We start from the raw sequence: 15930 nt of genomic DNA, 5'->3' as shown, positions 1-15930 counted from the left end.
CAGCACTGGCTGCGGTGTGATCGGACGTGTCATCGGAGCACCTCTCCGATGCGTTGTGGATCGAGTTCGCTCGACAGGAGCGCATCCTCGGGAAGAGCCGGATCGCAGATCGGGGTGCTCGGCGTACCGCTCAGCGAGTCCTCGAAGGCCACCGGCACGTCGACCTTCGAATCGGGCGCGGTGCCTCCGGTGGCCTCGGCGACCACGTGCTGGACTGCCAGCCGCACCATGTACGTCTGCGAGGTGACCGTGAACAGCTCGAACCCCGGGTTGGTGGCCTTCAACTGCTCGTACTGGCAGGACAATCCGTTGGAGTCCGCCGATGCGATCAGCGGCAACGGGCGGCCCGCCTGCTGGAATGCCGTCATGATGCTGGTCGCCGCGAAGTCCGTCATGACCGCATCGATCTGTGGGTAACGCGAGAGCATGGTCGACGTGGCCTGCTGGGTCTCGGCGGGAGTCCAGTTGGTGACCGTGAACGGCTGGTCACCGATCAACTTGATGCCGGGGTGGTCGACCAGAACTTCCTGCATGCCTTGGTATTCGGCGAGATCCTGGGAGTTCGCGGGCGGACCGCCGAGGAACAGGACGTTGCCTTCACCGTTCGGCAGTGACTTCACCAGCCACTCGGCATAGAGCCGGCCGATCGCTGCGAAATCGGCCGCGACGAACGTGGTGTATTCCGATCCCTCGTCCCCACCGGGAGATATTCGGTACGGGACAACGGCAACGCCTGCCTTGTACTCGTAGCGCAACGCGGGAAGAACGGCCTTTCCGGCCTCGGGGAACACGATCATCCCGTCGACGCCTTGTGCGCCGAGGCTCTTGATGTCGGCGATTGCCTTCTGAGTGTCTCCCTGGGCATCGGTGGTGATGAGGTCCGTCACCGACGAGCACTTGGCCAGCTCGTCGCTGAGCTCGGCGAAATTGGTTCTCTTCCAACTGTTTCCGCCGTTTCCGTCGGCGAATCCGATGACCGCCGGGGTGGGTCCGCACCAATCCGGACGCGGCTCGCTGCTGGACACGGTCTCGAAACCGCCCACCGAGCAGCCCGCCACCAGGGCGGCAACGGGCAGCAGGGTCAGCATCCGCAGGGTGTAGGTCGTGAGCTTCATCGATCGAGTCCTCGAGTCGCAGGGGAATGACGAATGTCGTGCCGGGGCAGGCGTCGGATGCGCGGGGTCATGGGACCTCGACCGACGCCCGCGGCTCCTCGGCGGCCGGCGCGTGGCGTTTCGGACCGGACCGAAGCCGCGCGCCCGGCCTGAACCCACTGTGGAATGCCACACCGAGACCGAGCGCGAGAGCCTGGATGAGAATCTGCCAGCCGTACGCAAGCCCCAGAGTCGAGGCCAGACGGTCCACCTGGGTGAAGAACACGGCGGCGATCAACGACGCGAGCACGCTGCCCTTACCGCCGAGCAACGACGTGCCGCCGAGGACCACGGCTGCGACGGACGGCAGAAGATAGGTGTTGCCCTCACTGATTCCCGGTGTGTTGACGATGCCCGTCAACATCACGCCGGCGACGGCATACAGCAGGGCGGCAACGGAATACGCGCTCAGGGTGTAGCGCAGCGGCGCGATACCTGCCGCGACCGCAACCCGCGGGTTGGCACCGACGGCTTCGAAGATGCGGCCGGAGGGGGTGAGGCGAACGACGACCCCGACGATTATCGTCAGGACGACCGCGACGACGACGGTGACCGGGACTCCGAGGATCGTCGAGCCGATGACGTCGGACAGTCCGGTCGGGGTGCGGCGCGCAGCGCCCTCGGACACCGCCCAGGTCGCACCGATGAGCAGCGCGTTCATACCCAGGGTCGCGACGATCGGAGCGACGTTCAACCGAGCGACGACGAAGCCCGAGACGGCTCCTGCCCCCGCGGAGATGGCCAGTGCAGCGAGGACCGCCGCGAGGATCGCACCGGGTGTGCCGCTGGCCCCGAGCTTGGTGACCACGACGACCGACAGCGAGAACACTCCCGGTACCGACAGATCGATGCCGCCCTGTTGTACGACCAGGGTCTGCCCGATCGCAACGACCGCCAGGATGGCCGCGAAGGGCAACATCGCGGAGATCGCGCCACCGCTGACGCTCTGGGGCGCGAGCACGGCACTGATCAGGAACAGCACGACAGTGGCGATTCCGATGGCGACGGCACCCCTGGCCCGTCCACTCAGAGCCGTGCGTAGGACGCCTGCCGTCGATCGTTCGTTCCCGGGAGTGGGCCCGACGCCCGTCGAGGGAGCGGGTCCCCCAACCGATTGACCGTGTGATGTCACGAGAGTTCTCCGTTGATCGGGCGATGAGGGTGATGGAGTCGGCGGAATGTTCTGTCGCGAAGAACTCGGCGGTGCCCGTCGCCGCAGGATTCAGAATGTCCACCATTGCTGCATGAATGTCCTGTCCTGATTGAACTGTGCAGTGGGTCACTTTGTCAAGCAGGTCATGGGGTACGCCACTATTGCGGTTGTAGGAGCGGCCCTCAGCTGCAGAAATGTAGCTTCGAGTGCGCTCGGTGTCAGAGTCGATCCACCGGAAACCGAGTTGACCGCCGTCATCGCAGGTGTTCTGTGACAGTTGACACTTGCTGATCGGCTGCCTACCGTCTCACCTACCGGCACACTCGTGGCCGCTCGACTTCCCCAGGAGAACCCCCATGACACAGGCACAGGAACTCGACATCGACGCCATCAAGGCCACGATCTCCGAGCTCGAGAACAAGCGCTACACCGCGATCGTCGACGGTGACCTGGACACCTTCACCAGCTGCTGCCACCCCGACCTCGTCTACACCCACTCCGACGGCAGTCGAGATTCGGTCAGCTCCTACCTGGAGAAGGTCACCTCCGGCTTCTACGTCTACCACCGCATCGATCACCCCACCGAGGACATCCTCGTCGTGGGAAACACCGCGGTCGTCGTCGGCGAGATGAACGCGAGCATCACTGCCAACGGCAAGGACAAAGAACTGGTGAACAACTCGATCGCAGTGTGGGTCAACGAGAACGACCAGTGGTTGCTCCTCGCCTACCAGCCGACTCCGAGGCCCTCGCGCTGACTCGTCCCGGTTCACACGCTCGCTCCACTCACACGATCGAAAAAACTGCGGAGGCACGGATGCTCGAATTCGAGCACGATTCACTCGCTCAACGCGTCTTGTTCGGCGCAGGCAGGTCGTCCTCGCACCTCGCTGCCGAGGTCGACCGATTGGGCGCAACGTCCGTCATGGTCATCGCAGGCCCTGCCGAAACGGATCTGGCGAAATCGGTCTGCCGTGAGATCGAGCCTCGACTGATGTATTCCGATGTGGTGCCGCATGTTCCGATCGAGACGGCGGAGAAGGCGCGCGCCGCCGCAAGCACGCACGAGGTGGACCTGCTGGTCAGCATCGGCGGCGGCTCCACCACCGGTCTCGCGAAAGCAGTCGCACTCACCACCGGCATTCCCATCGTCGCGATCCCCACCACGTACGCGGGATCCGAGGCCACGAACGTGTGGGGACTGACCGAGGCCTCACGCAAGACCACCGGCGTCGACGCGCGGGTGCTCCCCACCACGGTGATCTACGACGTCCTCTCGTTGCTGACCCTTCCGGTGGAACTGAGTGTGGCGTCCGGACTCAATGCCTTGGCGCATTCCGTCGACTCGATGTGGGCACCGCGGGCCGACCCGATCAACTCCACTCTTGCCGTCGAGGCCATCGGCGCGCTGTCACGGGGACTACGGGAAATCAAGCACGATTCGGCCAGTCAGTCCGGCCACGAGCAGACCCTGTACGGCGCTTACCTGTCCGCGGTGGCATTCGCGTCGGCCGGCTCCGGATTGCATCACAAGATCTGCCATGTGCTCGGTGGTACCTACAACATGCCTCACGCCCAAACCCATGCGGTCGTGCTGCAGCACGTACTCGAGTACAACGGTCCGTATACACCCGCGGCCGAGCAGCGTATGGCGAATGCGTTCGGCAGCACTGGTGCAGTAGAGGGACTGCGCTCGCTGCGCACCGAACTCGACGCACCCACCGCACTGCGGGACTACGGTCTGCAGGAGTCCGATCTCGACGAGGCCGTCGCACTCGTCCTCGACGCGGCTCCCGCATCCAATCCACGGCCGGTCACCACCGAATCGCTCACGATCCTGCTTCGCAACGCCTGGGCAGGAACGACTTCCGAGCAGGAGAGCCACTGACATGAGTATCGACGATCGCACCGAGGTCTCCTCCGAGCAGAGCAACCGGGAGCGTGAACTGACCGACAAGGTCGTCGCCAGCTTCGCGGGTGCCCCCGATCCTCGACTGCGGGAAGTGCTCACGGGATTGACCGAGCATCTGCACGCGTTCATCAGAGAAGTCCGGCTGACGCAGGACGAATGGGCCAGCGCCATCGACTTTCTCACCGCGGTCGGTCACATCACCGACGACCGGCGTCAGGAATTCATTCTCCTGTCCGACGTCTTCGGTGCCTCGATGCAGACCGTGACCGTTAACAACGAAGCGGTGGCCGGTGAAACGGAGTCGACGGTGTTCGGTCCGTTCTTCGTCGACGACGCCCCCGCCATCGAGTCTGGCGGTGATATCTCCCAGGGCGCACCGGGGCAGGCCTGCTGGGTCGAGGGCACGGTCACCGACATCGATGGGAATCCCGTTGCACATGCTCGCATCGAGGTGTGGGAGGCCGACGACGACGGGTTCTACGACGTCCAGTACTCCGACGGACGTGTTGCCGCTCGCGGCCATCTGTTCTCCGACGAGAACGGCAGGTTCGCATTCTGGGGTCTGACCCCCACCCCGTACCCCATTCCGTTCGACGGACCCGTCGGGCGCATGCTCGACGCCGTGGGACGCTCGCCGATGCGGGCATCTCACCTGCATTTCATGGTGACCGCCGAGGGGCAACGGACACTGATCACACACATCTTCGTCCGAGGCGACGAACTCCTCGATCGCGATTCGGTGTTCGGCGTCAAGGACACGCTCATCAAAGACTTCGTGGAGCAACCTGCGGGCACACCCACGCCCGACGGCCGCGATCTGGGCGAGAACACCTGGTCCAGAGTCGAATTCGACATCGTGCTCGCCCCGGAGTCAGCCCCGACAGGCGGATGAACGGCGGTCGATCTACCCGACCGCGGTGCCCTCGAGTTCGACCAGCAAACTGGGAATCGCGAGCCGGGTGACCCCGAGCAGGGTGCTGGTGGGCTTGACGCCCACCGCGCCCAGTCGCGCTGCCAAGTCGCCGTAGTGCGGCAGCAACGCGTCGACATCGGTGGTGTACACGTTGAGCCGGACGAGATTCGCCAAGGACATATTCGCCTCGGCAAGAACGGCTTCCATGTTGTCGAAACACAGAGACAACTGCGCGCCCATGTCGTCGGGGTGCTGAGGTGAGCCGTCATCAGCCGTCGCTGTTTGGCCGGAGAGATAGAGCGTCCGAGCCTGCCCCGAGACGATCTCCCCCTGGTTGAATCCCATGTCCACCGACCACCGCACCGGGTTGACTGCCGTTCGTTCCATCGCCGCGCACTCCATTCGATCGTTCGGGTATCTGTGCACCGTCGAGCCTTGCATGGAATCCGGACATCTTCGGCGGTATGGGTCCAAACGGTCACGGGTACCAACAGCTTTCAGGGGACATCCCGCTGATCAGCGAGCGTCCTCCCGCCTGTCCTCGGTCACGAAGTCGTTCAGATCGGCCCGACGCGTCATCTCCCAGTAGTCGACGATGCGCCATGGCAAAGTCGAAACCACGCGTCCGGCGTCGTTGCGGTACCAGTTGTCCATGCCGCCGTGCGACCAGATCATCTTCGCGTGAGCTTCATCGTGTTTGCGGACATACTCCGCCTCCACGTCGGCCTTGCATTCGATGGCTCCGATTCGCTTGTCCACCATGTCGATCAGCACATCGACGATGTAGCGCACCTGGCATTCGGCAATGGTGATGTAGCTACCCCCATGGCCCAACACCGTGCCTGGACCGCAGGTGATGAAGAAGTTCGGGAAGTCGGGAACAGTGATACCGAGATACGCGTGCGCATCCTCGGGGCCCCAGATATCGCGAATGGACTCCCCCGATCGTCCGCGCACATCGATCGGCGTCAGCAGCTTGTGGGTCTCGAACCCCGTCGCGAGGATCACCACGTCGACCTCGGTCTCGGAACCATTATGCACAACAACCGAGTTGGCGGTGATGGACGAGACTGCGTCGGCGATGAGAGTGACGTTGTCGCGCTTGAGCGCGGCGTACCAGCCGTTGTCGAGCAGCATGCGTTTACCGAAGGGCGGGTAATCGGGAAGCGATTTCTCGATCAGGTCCGGCCTGCCGTCGAGTTCGGCTTCGATGTAGCGGGTGAACACCCGTCGATGGGCGTCGTTCATCGGGTTGATCGAACGCTGCGGGTGCTCCCACTCGGGATCGACCTGCAGCGAGCTGTGCACACGATCGTTGAAGTTCCAGGCCAGCCTGGTCCGGTACCAGAGCCGGTACAGCGGAACGACATCCATGAGGTAGTTGGCGTCGTCGCCCATCTCGGTGAAATACACATCGCTCGACGACACCCATTGCGGCGAACGCTGGAAGACCGTCGCATGCCCCACCGTCGACGCGATGGCCGGCAGCACCTGCATGGCACTGGCCCCGGTTCCGACGATGGCGACGCGCTTGCCGGTCAGATCCAGATCGGCCGGCCAGTTCGCCGTGTGGAAGATCGGGCCGTCGAACGACTCGAGCCCGGGAATGTGAGGCACCTTCGGCCGATTGAGTTGACCGGTCGCGGTGATCACCACGTCGGCGGTCAGCGTCTCGCCGTCGACCGTCGTGACGGTCCAGCCCTGTCGCTGCGCGTCGTACTCCGCGGTCGCCACCTCGGTGTCGAAGCGAATGCGTCGCCGCAGATCGTGTTCGGAGGCGACATCGCTGAGATACTCCCACACCTCGTCGCGCTTGCCGAAGTGTGTGCTCCACGCCCGTGGCGCAAAGGAGTAGGAGTACAGGTGACTGGGGGTGTCGACGCCGGCACCGGGGTAGGTGTTCTCGAACCAGCCGCCGCCCACGTCGGAGTTCTTCTCGAGCACAACGTGACTGATGCCCGCCTCGTGCAGCTTGATGGCGGCGAGCATGCCGGAGACACCGGCACCGATCACGATGACCGACAGATCGTTCGGAGCCGCCACCGGAGTGTCCGATGCGGTGAAGCCCATGTCCTCGGCGACCATGACGCCGAACTCGGGAGGAACCTGCTCACCGACAGCCACGCTGATCATCTCGACGAGATGCTCCGGATCGGGCGAGGGCACCGCCATGGGTGCGCCGTCGTGGAACGCGCAGATCGCGTCGAGTGCTGCGGCGCGGATGCGGTCGGCAACGGGTTCGTCGAATCCGCCCGTGTCGTTGTTGTCCATCCCCCGACTACGCGTAGGGCGATACGGATCGGCGAGCCACATGGGATCGCCGGTCAACTGATAGAGCACCGCCACCAGCGTGGGCAGGTTGGCCGCGGTGAGAGCCCGCGAGAGTCGGTCTCGATCGACTCCACCCACGGTCTCCGCTGCCGTTGCTGCGTCTGTGGACACCGGTACCTCCTGTTGCGCGCTGCTCCATCCGACTCCGACAGCTCAACTAACCATGGTTAGGCAATCTCGCGCAAGGGATTCGCGGTCTCGAAATTCGCAGCACCTGAACCCTTGACAATGTGGCCCACGCCACATGATGCTTCATGGCACTACCTAACAGCGGACAGGCGAAGGGAAACACCCATGGAACTCACCGAGGCGATGCGCACCACCGGCACCTGCAGGCGGTACCTCAGCGATCCTGTTCCCGACGAGGTGTTCAAGGCCGCGTTCGACGTCGCCCGCTTCGGCCCGCAGGGCGGAAACCGTCAGCCCGTGCGGTGGATCGTCGTGCGCGACGCCGCCCGTAAGCAGGCTCTCGCCGATCTCTACCTCCCGATGTGGGACGCCTACTTCGCCGGCATCACCGGCGGAACCGTCGCCGTCGGCGCACTGCCCAAGACCGTCCAGGACGCCGACTACTTCGCCCGCCACCTCGCTGAGGTGCCCGCCATCGTGGTGGTCTGTGCAGCATTGGACGGACTGCACCCCACCGACCACGAACTCGGCCGACTCTCCGTCGTCGGCGGCGCATCCATCTACCCGACCGTGCAGAACCTGTGCCTGAGCCTGCGCGATCAGGGCGTCGCCACCGCGGTGACGACATTGCTGTGCCACGAGGAACCCGCCATCCGCGAACTGCTCGGCATCCCGGACGACTACATCACCGCCGCACACATCGCGGTCGGGTATCCGGAGAAGTCGTTCCCGCGCAAGCTCACCCGTGATCCGGTGGAGCAGATCGTTGCGGCAGAGACGTTCTCGCAGCCGATGTTCGACTCCGCTGCCCTCTCGCCTGCACTTTGAAATCACAGCATCTGAAGGAGTCCGCCGTGCCCGGTACCGCCATCCACCATCGCTCCCCCATCGGCCGCGCCACCATCGGCGATCAACTTCGTCGCCATGCGCGGACGCAGCCGAACAAGGTCGCGTTCATCAGCTACGCAGCGGACGGCACCCGCGAGGTCACCACGTACGGCGAACTCGACTCGCGCGCAAACCAGTTCGCCAACCTGCTGGTCGATCTCGGAGTGACCGCGGGCGACCGCGTCGCATCGATGGCACGCAACAGCGTCGACGTGGTGGTGGCGTACTACGGCACGCTCAAAGCGGGAGCGGCCTTCACCGGCATCAACGTGATGTATCGCGCGGCCGAGGTGAAGCACCAACTCGAACACGCGGAACCGACTGTGGTGGTGGCCGATCCGGCCTACGCCGAGATCATCTCCTCGGTGAAGCCGGACACCACCACCCTGGTGATGTTCGGCCCCGAATACGCCGCGCTGACGGCGAACACCCCGTCCACCGAGCCCGACGTCGAGATGGACGAGAACGACGTCGCGATGGTTATCTACACCTCCGGAACCGAAGCGGCTCCCAAGGGCGTCATGATTCCGCACCGCAACTTCCTGATCTCCACCGCGCCCGCGTGGAGCTGGGGCCTGCGAACCGGTCCGGAGGACACCTGGCTGTTCGTCATGCCCTTCCACACCATCGCCGGACTCGGCTCGATGACCACCCTCACGCTGATGGGTGCCACCCTCGTCCTGCCCGCGACAGTCGACCCGGCTCTATCACTGCGCATCATCGCCGCCGAGAAGATCTCCGTCATTGCGCAGACGCCGACGTTCTATCTGGCCTTGGCCCGTGATGCGCAGTTCGGCCCCGAGGCCGTGAGCCAGGTTCGACGCTGCCTCACCTACGGTGGCCAGGTGTCACCGCACACGATCAGCGCCTGGGCCGCCGCGGCACCCGAGGCCATCTGGGGCACCTACTGGGGACAGTCGGAACTCTCGCAGCTGGGCTCGGTCGGCTGGTTCTCGACACTCGACGACATTCCCGACGGCGACGCGTCGTGGATCGGCAAGCCCGTCACCCACCTGGAGATCAAGGTGGTCGACCCTGCGGGCAACGAGAGCGAGATCGGTGAATTGCTCTGCCGCACTCCGTCGGTGATGCTCGGCTACTTCAAGGACCCCGAACGCACCGCCGAGGTGTTCCGAGACGGATGGGTGCACACCGGCGACATGGTGCGCATCGACGCCAACGGCAACCTGTTCTTCTACGATCGGATGAAGGACATGATCAAGTCGGGAGGAATGAACGTGTCGTCGCAGGAAGTGGAACGCACCATCCACACGCACCCGGACGTGCTGCGCGCCGCCGTCGTCGGAGTTCCCGACCCGTACTGGTCCGAGGCCGTGACCGCCTTCGTCATCGCGCGCGACGGGGTGACCGCCGACCCGGCCGCCATCATCGAGTTCTGCCGCACCGAGTTGGCGTCGTACAAGGCACCGAAGTCGGTGCACATCGTGGCCGAACTACCCGTCGACCCGCAGGGCAAGATCCTCAAGCGTGAACTGCGGATGCTGGCGGCGGTCGAGGAGACCGTATGACGCAGCCGGCTGATGTGAGTCCACTGCCTCGCCAGATCCGTACGCGCCAACGGCGAGACGACATCGTGGCCAACGCCGCGAATATCTTTGCGCGTGAGGGCTACTCGAACGTGGGGATGCGCGATATCGCCGACGCCGTCGGCATCAAGGGTGCCAGCCTCTACCACCACTTCCCGTCCAAGGAAGACATCCTGTTCGCGATCTGTCTGACGGTCACCCAGGAACCGGCCGAGGAAAATCTGCCACTGCTCGACGCGGCCGGAACCCCCACCGAGCGCCTGTCGTCTCTGGTGCGGGCGCACCTGGTGCATCTGAATCGGCGACGGGTGGAGTACATCGTCGGCCTGCACGAACTCGCCTCCCTTACACCCGAGCATCGCACTGTCATCGAGGATTACCGCCGCCAGTACCAACGACGCGTCCGCGACGTGATCACCGCCGGAATGCGCAGTGGTGAATTCACCGTCCCGGATGCGCGTCTCGCGTCGTTTGCTCTGACCGACATGCTCAACGGCATCAGCAATTGGTTCCACGACGGCGGCGAACTGAGCATCGAGGACGTCGCCGACGGTTACGTCGAGCTGGCGGTCCACCGAATTCTCGGTGCATCACATGGCAATTGACGGTCACTGCGACCCCCGCTTCGTGGGGGTGCGCGACGCATTGGCCGCCAACGTCGACAGCGGGGCAGAACTCGGCGCGTCCATCGTGGTCGACATCGACGGCCATACCGCGGTCGATCTGTGGGGTGGCTACCGAGATACCGAGCGCCGCCTGCCGTGGGAGGCGGACACGATCACCAACGTGTGGTCGACGACGAAGATGGTGACGTGTCTGGCGGCGCTGATGCTCATCGACCGTGGACAGCTCGATCCGGATGCGCCGGTCGCGACCTACTGGCCCGAGTTCGCAGCCGCCGGCAAGCAGGACATCGCGGTTCGGCACCTGTTGTCGCACACCTCCGGCGTCTCCGGCTGGGATCGACCGTTCAGCGAACAGGACCTCTACGACTGGGAGCTGTCGACCTCGCGTCTGGCTGCACAGGCTCCGTGGTGGGACTCACGCACCACGTCGGGGTATCACGCGGCCAGCCAAGGCCACCTGATCGGAGAAGTCGTCCGTCGTGTCACCGGAAAGTCGCTGCGGCAGTTCGTCGCCGACGAGGTTGCCGGTCCGCTCGGAGCCGACTTCCAGATCGGTGCCGCCGAGTCCGACCGGTCCCGGATCGCCGACGTCGTTCCACCGCCCCCGCCGACCGATGATGCCGCGCCCGATCCGACGATGGTGCGTCGCAAGACGTTCCTCGGCCCATTGGTGCAGGCCTCCTCCGCGAATACGCCGGCATGGCGTGCCGCGGACATGGGCGCGTTGAACGGGCACGGCAATGCACGATCGGTCGCGAGAATCCTGTCGGTCATTTCCCGAGGCGGCACCGTCGACGGCGTACACCTGCTGAGCCCCGGCGCGATCGATTCGATCTTCGAGGAGCAGTCCAACGGAGTCGATCTCGCCCTGGGCATCCCGTTGCGCTTCGGCCTGGGTTTCGCTTTGCCACAACAGGAATCGGTGCCCTACATCCCTGACGGGAAGATCTGCTTCTGGGGCGGATGGGGTGGATCCCTGACCGTAATGCACCCGGAGTCGAAGCTGACCATCTCCTACGTCATGAACCGAATGGGGCCGGGAATCATCGGTTCCGACCGGGCGGAGCAGTACGTGCGCGCGGTGTACGAGGCGATCGGCTGACTGCACTCAGCGGGTCCAGGGCGTGCCTGCTGAAGGTGAGACGGCATCGCGTCCACCAACGCTCTCCTCAATCGATGTCGAGGATGATCTTCCCGTAGGCGGTACGCGCAGCCAGCTCCTCGTGCGCTTCCCCGGCGCGATCCAGGGCATAACGCGAGTTGATACGCGGGCGCAACACCCCCTTGCCGACGAGATCGAGCACAGTACGCATCTCGTCGCGCGTCTGGGTATGCGAAGAGATGTAGGAGATCTGGCGGCGGAAGAACTCGATGATGTCGAACTCGACGACTTCTCCCGCGTGAGCACCGATCGACACCAGACGGCCGTACGGGCGCAGCATGAACATCGACTCGGTGAAGGCCGTCCCTCCTACGCCGTCGAAGACCAGCTCGACCCCTCGGCCCCCGGTGATCTCGTCGACGGCGTTGCGCACATTGGTTGTCGTGTAATTGATGACGTGATCGGCACCGTCAGCGGTCGCCTGAGACAACTTGTCGTCTCGGCTGGCCGTACCGATCACGGTCGCGCCGGCAGCCTTGCAGATCTGAAGTGCAGCCGATGCGACGCCACCCCCGATCGAATGGATCAGCACGGTCTCTCCCAACTTCACCTCGGCGCGGATCATGAGCGCGTGCCAGGCGGTGCCGAACGCACTGAGTGAGGCCGCCGCCTCACCGAAGTCGACGGTATCGGGAAGTGTCAGGCAATGGTCGGCGGGTGTCAGGATCTTCTGCGCGTACGTGCCCGGTATGTGCTCGCCGAGCAGTTTGCGGTTGACGCAGATGTTCTCCATGCCCCGTTGACACCACTCGCAGTGGCCGCAGGTGCGGATGTACGAGACCGCTACGCGCTCGCCGATCCGAGCGGGATCCACACCGTCGCCGACCAAGGAGATAACGCCGGCACCCTCCAGGCCCAAGGTGTGAGGCATCGCGAAGTCGAAGCGCGAGACGCCCTCGCGCACATCGATGTCGACGTGGTTGAGCGCGGTCGCCTTCAGATCGACCACCACTTCACCGAATCCCGGATTCGGATCCGGAAGCTCCTCGATCTTGAGGACTTCGGGGCCGCCGTACTCGCGGAATACCAGTGCTTTCATGCCATCTCGTCTCTCGTAGTGCGCATGTTCAGAGTACGGGACGGCCACCGCCGTAATCGGGGCAGCGGTGGTCGTCGGTCTCCGAAGTCGCACTGTCGATCCAGCAGGCGATGTCGAAACCGGCGACGGCGCGCGAATCTATCTGGCGGGAACGGTGATTCCTCGCGCGTCGAGGATGGGTCGAACACCTTCAGCGAAGTGATACGCCTCCTCCAGATGCGGGTAGCCCGAGAGAATGAACTCGTCGAACCCGGCATCGTGGTATTCCCCGATGAGGTTCGCGACCTCCTCGTGCGAACCGACCAACGCCGTCCCGGCACCGCCGCGAACCAGGCCGACACCGGCCCACAGATTCGGGTAAATCTCGAGCGAGTCCTTGCTGCCGCCGTGCAGTGCAGCCATTCGGCGCTGTCCCTCGGACTGCGACGACGAGTGCAGCGCGTGCGCCGCAGACACCTGTTCCTCGGGAAGCTCGTCGAGGAGCTTCTGCGCGACGGCCCAGGCTTCCTCGGAGGTGTCGCGACTGATGGTGTGCAGGCGGATGCCGTAGGTCAGCTTGCGGCCCTCGGCATCTGCCAACGCCTGTACTTTCTCGATCTTCGCGCGGGCGTCGGCCGGCGGCTCACCCCACGTCAGGTACGTCTGTACATGCTTCGCGGCGACGGCCAGCGCGGGATCGGAGGAGCCACCGAACCAGAACTCGGGCAACGGATCCGGTGCCTCGGAGACTCTCGCATCGGCAACCTTGAAGAACTCGCCTTCGTGATCGACCGAGGTCTCGGTCCAGATTCGGCGGACGAGTCCGAGAAACTCGTCCGTGCGCGCGTAGCGCCGATCGTGGTCGGCCCAGTCCCCGAAACGACGCTGTTCGACGTCGTCGCCGCCTGTGACGATATTGAACAGCACTCGCCCCTCCGAGAACCGCTGCAACGTCGCGGCCTGCTGCGCCGCCAACGTGGGCGGCGTGAGGCCGGGACGGAAGGCAACGAGGAACTTCAGCCGACGGGTGCTCTGCAACAACGCGGCTGTGGTCAACCAGGCGTCCTCGCACCACGTTCCCGTCGGAGTCAGCACGCCCTCGAAATCGAGTCGGTCCGCGGCCTGGGCCACCTCGGTGAGATAGCGAAGCGACGGGCGACGAAAGCCGGCGGGTTCGCGGAGATTGCCGGATGCGTGGGACGCGCCGACGATGGAGCGTCCGTCGCCTGCGGTGGGAAGAAACCAGAAGATGCGTGCGGTCACGAGTGGAACTCCTAGAACGTGGTGGGTGATCAGTTGGTGGCGTCGGATGCGTCTGCGATGGCGTCGTTGTAACGCGTGTCGACGAAGTCCGCGAACGTGTTGCCACCGGGGATGCTTCCGCTCTCGACGAATGCATCGAAGAGCGCCTGCTCGGACTCGATCACAGTGTCGTCCAGAGCAATTGCGGGTCGTTGGCTTCGTCCCTGCGCCAATTCGCCTGCGGCGGGGTCGATGCCGACGGCGGCGGAGTACGCCGACGCCCACTCGGCCGGATTCTTCTCAGCCCAGGCCGAGGCTTTGGCCAGACGAACCACGAAGTCCTGCAACGCCGTGTTCTTCGCCGGATCGTCCAGAGCCTGCTGTGAGGCGATGCCGAATCCGTAACCGTTGGCAACGCCCTCGGCGGTGGTCAGTGTCTTCGAGCCGTTCTGGACCTGCGCGATCGCGGTGAACGGATCCCAGATCGCCCACGCATCGACCTCACCCGAGGTGAATGCCGTCAGCGCATCCGCAGGCTGGAGGAACACCAACTGGACGTCGTCGGTGGTCAAGCCGGCTTTCTGCAACTGCAGCAGCACATGGCCGTGTGCCGAACTTCCTTTGCCCACTGCGATCTTCTTGCCCCGCAGGTCTGCGAACGATGCGAGAGTCGAATCGGCAGGCACGAGAATCTGATCGCCACTCGCATCGTTGGTGTAGGCGGAGACGACCTTGATGCGCGCGTTGGCTGCGACTCCGAACACCGGAGGCGTGTTGCCCGTGACCGCGAAGTCGATCTGCCCTGCCGTTGCGGCCTCCACCTGAGGCGGACCGGAAGTGAAGGTGGAGAACGCGACATCGTAGGGAGCCGAGTCGAGCTCACCCGATGCGCGAAGCAGTGCCTCGGTGCCGCCCTTCTGGTCGCCGACGTCGAGGGTGACCGTGGCGAGTTGGTCGTTGGAGACGAGTTCGGGCGCTGCGGTGGCTGTGGTGTCGCTGCCACGGGAGACACAACCGGTGAGTCCAACGACCGTCAGAGACAGGGCAGCGAGTATCCCGACGGCGCGCAGTGATCGGGAACGAGCGTGTGACGACATACGTGAAAGATCCTTCTTATCAGTGAAATTGATGGCGTCAGTGGACGCCGAGGGCACCGAGCAAGTGAGTGCGAATGCGAGAGAATCCGGCTGTTCCCCGGTCGCGGGAACGAGGCAGGTCGACGTGGACGGTCTCGGCCACGGCACCCCCGTCGAGCACCACCACCCTGTCCCCCAACGCGATTGCCTCGTCGACGTCGTGGGTGACCAGCAGGATGCCGAAGCCGTGCCGCCCCCACAGGTCGAGGAGAAGAGACTGCATGGTCAGTCGCGTGAGTGCGTCGAGCGCCCCGAACGGTTCGTCGAGAAGCAGCAGTTCCGGCTCCCCCACCAACGCCCGCGCCAGCGCAGCGCGCTGAGCTTGCCCACCGGACAACGTCATCGGCCATGCGTCTCGCTTGTCCGCGAGCCCGACCTCGTCGAGGGTCGCATCCGCCGCGGTCAGCGCGTCGTTGCCAGTGACGCCTGCGGTGTTGAGACCGTAGGACACATTCTGGCGAACCGACCGCCACGGAAACAGCCGTGGTTCCTGGAACGCCACCGCGGGATTGCCGGCGACGTGCCGCTCCCCTGTGTGATCCGTCGAGAGCCCTGCCAGGACACGCAGGATGGTCGACTTGCCGGAGCCGGATCGTCCGACCAGCGAGACGATCTCGCCGCGTTCGATGGACAGGTCGATGCCCTGCAACACGTGGCTGGAGCCGTAGAACTTGTCGATTCCACGCAGGGAGGCGACGGACGTGGTTGTCGTAGTCATG

General features: G+C 64.6%; 15 protein-coding genes. 7 read left to right on the top strand and 8 right to left on the bottom strand.

Annotated features, from left to right (window positions below):
- Positions 1–29: 29 nt before the first annotated feature.
- The gene (locus R4P47_RS18650) at positions 30–1115 is read right to left on the bottom strand and encodes an ABC transporter substrate-binding protein (protein ID WP_300514971.1); all 1086 of its coding nucleotides are present in this window, start codon (positions 1113–1115) and stop codon (positions 30–32) included.
- Positions 1116–1182: 67 nt separating this feature from the next.
- Complete coding sequence (locus R4P47_RS18645; protein WP_300514974.1) at positions 1183–2286, bottom strand: ABC transporter permease; 1104 nt, start codon at positions 2284–2286, stop codon at positions 1183–1185.
- A 377-nt stretch (positions 2287–2663) separates the two neighbouring features.
- On the opposite strand from R4P47_RS18645, the gene R4P47_RS18640 reads away from it, so the two are divergent.
- From R4P47_RS18640 to R4P47_RS18630, 3 genes are read left to right on the top strand one after another with little or no spacing between them, the layout of a single operon-like run.
- Positions 2664–3065, top strand: coding sequence for a nuclear transport factor 2 family protein (locus R4P47_RS18640; protein ID WP_300514977.1), 402 nt, complete (start codon positions 2664–2666; stop codon positions 3063–3065).
- Between the two features lie 59 nt (positions 3066–3124).
- Positions 3125–4195, top strand: coding sequence for a maleylacetate reductase (locus R4P47_RS18635; RefSeq protein WP_300514980.1), 1071 nt, complete (start codon positions 3125–3127; stop codon positions 4193–4195).
- Between the two features lies 1 nt (position 4196).
- The gene (locus R4P47_RS18630; protein WP_317785410.1) at positions 4197–5111 is read left to right on the top strand and encodes a dioxygenase; all 915 of its coding nucleotides are present in this window, start codon (positions 4197–4199) and stop codon (positions 5109–5111) included.
- A gap of 12 nt (positions 5112–5123) precedes the next feature.
- Here the strand turns inward: R4P47_RS18630 and R4P47_RS18625 are convergent, their stop codons facing one another.
- Entirely contained in the window at positions 5124–5519 is a 396-nt protein-coding gene (locus tag R4P47_RS18625; protein WP_149407842.1) for a RidA family protein, read from the bottom strand.
- Positions 5520–5648: 129 nt separating this feature from the next.
- On the bottom strand, positions 5649–7574 hold the full coding sequence (locus R4P47_RS18620; RefSeq protein ID WP_317785409.1) for an NAD(P)/FAD-dependent oxidoreductase: 1926 nt from the start codon (positions 7572–7574) through the stop codon (positions 5649–5651).
- 183 nt (positions 7575–7757) lie between these two features.
- On the opposite strand from R4P47_RS18620, the gene R4P47_RS18615 reads away from it, so the two are divergent.
- The 4 genes from R4P47_RS18615 to R4P47_RS18600 are packed head-to-tail and all read left to right on the top strand — an operon-like array spanning position 7758 to position 11755.
- Positions 7758–8420, top strand: a complete 663-nt coding sequence (locus tag R4P47_RS18615; RefSeq protein ID WP_032383742.1) for a nitroreductase family protein — start codon at positions 7758–7760, stop codon at positions 8418–8420.
- Positions 8421–8446: 26 nt separating this feature from the next.
- Complete coding sequence (locus tag R4P47_RS18610; protein ID WP_317785408.1) at positions 8447–10009, top strand: class I adenylate-forming enzyme family protein; 1563 nt, start codon at positions 8447–8449, stop codon at positions 10007–10009.
- Positions 10006–10632 (top strand): TetR/AcrR family transcriptional regulator, encoded by a 627-nt coding sequence (locus R4P47_RS18605; protein WP_317785407.1) that lies wholly within the window; start codon positions 10006–10008, stop codon positions 10630–10632. The genes R4P47_RS18610 and R4P47_RS18605 overlap by 4 nt, the downstream gene beginning before the upstream one ends.
- The gene (locus R4P47_RS18600) at positions 10622–11755 is read left to right on the top strand and encodes a serine hydrolase domain-containing protein (protein WP_317785406.1); all 1134 of its coding nucleotides are present in this window, start codon (positions 10622–10624) and stop codon (positions 11753–11755) included. The genes R4P47_RS18605 and R4P47_RS18600 overlap by 11 nt, the downstream gene beginning before the upstream one ends.
- Positions 11756–11822: 67 nt before the next feature.
- On the opposite strand, the gene R4P47_RS18595 is transcribed toward R4P47_RS18600, so the two are convergent.
- From R4P47_RS18595 to R4P47_RS18580, 4 genes are all read right to left on the bottom strand, one after another.
- Complete coding sequence (locus R4P47_RS18595) at positions 11823–12854, bottom strand: zinc-binding dehydrogenase (protein WP_300515012.1); 1032 nt, start codon at positions 12852–12854, stop codon at positions 11823–11825.
- A gap of 138 nt (positions 12855–12992) precedes the next feature.
- The gene (locus tag R4P47_RS18590) at positions 12993–14096 is read right to left on the bottom strand and encodes an LLM class flavin-dependent oxidoreductase (protein ID WP_300515014.1); all 1104 of its coding nucleotides are present in this window, start codon (positions 14094–14096) and stop codon (positions 12993–12995) included.
- Positions 14097–14125: 29 nt separating this feature from the next.
- Positions 14126–15172, bottom strand: a complete 1047-nt coding sequence (locus R4P47_RS18585; RefSeq protein WP_317785405.1) for an ABC transporter substrate-binding protein — start codon at positions 15170–15172, stop codon at positions 14126–14128.
- A 37-nt stretch (positions 15173–15209) separates the two neighbouring features.
- Positions 15210–15929: an ABC transporter ATP-binding protein gene (locus tag R4P47_RS18580; protein WP_411567352.1), complete on the bottom strand. Its 720-nt coding sequence runs from the start codon at positions 15927–15929 to the stop codon at positions 15210–15212.
- Position 15930 lies beyond the last annotated feature (1 nt).

This window comes from Rhodococcus sp. IEGM 1370 (assembly GCF_033142325.1).
Classification (GTDB): Bacteria; Actinomycetota; Actinomycetes; order Mycobacteriales; family Mycobacteriaceae; genus Rhodococcoides.
Note: the sequence above shows the minus strand (reverse complement) of the source record. Positions and strands in the feature narration are given on the sequence as shown.